This is a genomic window from Helicobacter bilis, assembly GCF_900198365.1.
Taxonomy (GTDB): domain Bacteria; phylum Campylobacterota; class Campylobacteria; order Campylobacterales; family Helicobacteraceae; genus Helicobacter_A; species Helicobacter_A bilis_B.
The window spans coordinates 1-3220 of record NZ_FZMS01000051.1; the positions used below are offsets into that span (position 1 = coordinate 1).

Here is a 3220-nt window from a genome sequence, read left to right on the forward strand (position 1 = left end):
TTAAAGCGGGAATCTTTTGTGATTCAAACTTGCTTTTAGCTTTAGAATCTATGATGCAGCGAGAAAAGCAGCAAATCCACATACATTAAGCGAATTTCAACAAAAATTTTACATTACGGTGGCCATCAAGATTCCCAACAATACCAACCTGCATTGAATTTATCTTCAAATTCTAAAAAAACTAAAAAGACCCTAAGTTATTAAACACATTTTCATCACGCATATTGCGGTAATGCAATCTCAAGTGATTGTGGGATATTGCCAAGTTGTGTTTGGGCTTCGGCTTCTTCAATGCTTTGAAGTTTAAGGTTATTTTCCTTTTGGTCTTTAGAGTCATTTTGTCCAGCATTACTGCCACCTCCATCATGTGTGCTGAAGTTTAAATCAAGGTTATTAAAGCCTATTTGCATAAGATTCTGTCGCAATTCCTGTGCGTTTTGCACAAACATTGTCATAACATTCGCATTTGAGGTAATACTTACTTGTAGGTCTTTACCTTTCTTAGAAATAGTCATTGCCACTTGCCCAAGATTTGCGGGATTAAGCTCTAGATTAATGCGTGTAATAGGCGGTTTATAGTTTAGAATCTCTTCTTTAAACTGACTTGCAAAATGCTTCATTGCTTCCCTTGCCATCGCATTTTTCATATTCACTTCTTGCTTTGTATGCACGGAACCCACTTCTTGCTTTGCATCGACTTTTTCTTTTGGTGTTTCTTCAACTTTTTTATCCATCTTGCTTATAACTTCTGCTTCTTTTGCTTTAGAATCTGTCTTTAGATTCTCCGCAAATAAAGCATCAAAAGGCTTTTGCACATCCATTTCAAAGGCTACATTTTTAGAATCTTTGATTTCTTTTGGGTCTAAAAACTGCCCTTGTTGCGCCCAGCCTTGATAGGTTTTTTGTATAGTAAGAGAATCTTTACCATTAGCAATTTTAGAGCTTTGCTGTGCTATGTGCGCGGTGATTTTTGTGCGATTGACTTCAAGCAAATCTGCTAAATCCTCATCACCTGTAATGCCCTGCAATTCTTCTAAAAATTCTTGCTCCATAATCTCATTGCGGACTTTAGATTCTGTAATGTTTTTTGGTTGAATATGTGTGCGTTCAATCACCATAGACTTATCGCCATCACCGATTTTAAACTGCAATTTTTCCATCTCATTTTGTGCTTTTCGTTTAGCATTGGCATTTGCATCATAGCGGTTTAATAGCTCTGCTAATAGTGTATCTTTTTTTGCCTGCTCTCCCATATCTTGCATACTTGTTTTAGCAAGTGAAGTGCTTATTGCCTGTCCTTTATCCTGCAAGGAAAATGCAAGTCGCTCTTTATTACCCTCAAGCAGACTTCTATCCATTAAATCTTGTGGATTTATGGGATTTTTCTTGCCATTTTCTATAATCTCCATTTTTTGTAGATTGAGATTTCTTGCTTGTGCTTCCTTTTTTACATCATTGAGACTTTTTAGTTGAGATTCTTTATCTTGTGCTACATTTTTTGCTTTAGATTCTGTTGGTTTTACTTCATCTTTTTTAGTGCTTATCTCTTCATCTACTTCAGCTACATTTTCGCTATTTTGCTGCAAAGATTCTGCTGCAACATCTAGCTTATTCGCATTATCTTTTTTATCTTTAGTTTTTGTGGAATCTTCTTTTTTTGCGATTTTAGAATCTTTAGGGCTAGATTCTATCTTATCGGTTTTGCCCTTTTTTGCTTCTTTTAGCTTGTCTTGCAGATCTATCCCTTGTGCGTCTATTTCTTCACTAGATTCAGTATCTTTATCTTCTTCTTTACTCTCTTTCAACGCTTTAGCAAGTGTTGCTTCATCTTGCTTTTTATTTGGCTTTGTTGTGAGTGGATTTGGCTCACTTTCTTTAGCTACATTTTTAGAGTCTTTAGAATCTTTTGTTTCTTTAGAATCTTTAATATCTTTTTTATCTGTCTTTTTTTCACTCTCTTTTGTTTCTTTTGAGTCTTTTATCTTTATAGAATCTTTTTGTTCTTTACTTGCAAGTGCTTCAGAAAATGAGAGTGTCGTGGTATCTGTATCTGCTTTTTGCTTTGGACTATCTGTGGGCGTTGCTTGAGATTGGCTTATCCCAGAAACATTCATATCAGCGACCATAAAGCACTCCTTATAATTTGTAAATATCGCTAAAGTAGAAGCAAAATTTATTCCCAAATAGTGTATTTTTAATACAATATGATACAATGCTAACTTTCAAAATGTTTTGATTATAAAAATAGGAAAAATATTGCAAACATTTTATTTTATTGCATATAATTGCAGATGGATAATCAATATTTTATAATTATGCAGGAGTGATGTATGAGTCAGAAAAAAGCTGATTTTTTGGTTGATTTGCCTATGGTTTTTTCGGTGGTGAAACCTGAAGAGCTTGTTGCAAGTGCGAATGAATTTTATGGCACAAATATGATTTTGCCAGAGCCCGGCAGCAAGTTTGATGCACGCACAGAAAGGGGCATTACCCATGAGTTTCATCTCTATAAAATTACCATTAATAAACTTGATAAAGATGAGAGAAGTTTAAAAAACAATGTAAGTGGATTTGAAACTTTCATGGAAAAAATGGGGATTTTTACAAACCTTTATGAAGTTATGACTTTTACAGAAACTATTACTATTTTTTCTAGCCTTGAAGAAGCTGATGTATTTTTACGCGCTTGTTTGCGTTCAAATTCAAATCTAAAAACAAAGAGTGCATTCTTATGCACAGATACAGAGATAGAAGGACTAGATTAATTTTGATATTTATCCTAAAGATTCTACTTTTAGACTAACATGTCTGCTTGGCATAAAGATAGATTCAATATGGCTTTTAATGTAGGGCTAGAATCTTTCATGCTGAAATCTTAATTATGGTTTTGTTTCTACACTCTCTAGTCATAGTAAGTTGTGATATATTTTTTTTGCAAGAGTTAATATCATTAAATGCATATTTTACTGATGACTCCAAAATATAATGTTTAGAATCTAAAAATTGTCATATTGAGCGTAGCGAAATATCTAATACAGAATCTAACAAAAAGATTTTTCGCCTATGGTTCAAAATAGCAAGAAAAACTAATTTCTTACTATTTTTTGTGCCACAAGCCATGCACTCCAATCATAAAGGCAGGGAATCTTAACTTCTAAAACACTTAAACAAAGCTTAAAATAAAACAAGATTTACTCCCTTTTTATGTAAAAATATCGTT

2 protein-coding genes are annotated in these 3220 nt (G+C 33.5%); one reads left to right on the top strand and one right to left on the bottom strand.

The features are described 5' to 3' along the window. Window positions 1-215: 215 nt before the first annotated feature. Complete coding sequence (gene fliK, locus C6H08_RS07240) at window positions 216-2126, bottom strand: flagellar hook-length control protein FliK (RefSeq protein ID WP_034579310.1); 1911 nt, start codon at window positions 2124-2126, stop codon at window positions 216-218. Between the two features lie 204 nt (window positions 2127-2330). On the opposite strand from fliK, the gene C6H08_RS07245 reads away from it, so the two are divergent. Then, window positions 2331-2765 (top strand): hypothetical protein, encoded by a 435-nt coding sequence (locus C6H08_RS07245; protein ID WP_034579308.1) that lies wholly within the window; start codon window positions 2331-2333, stop codon window positions 2763-2765. The last annotated feature ends 455 nt before the right edge of the window (window positions 2766-3220 follow it).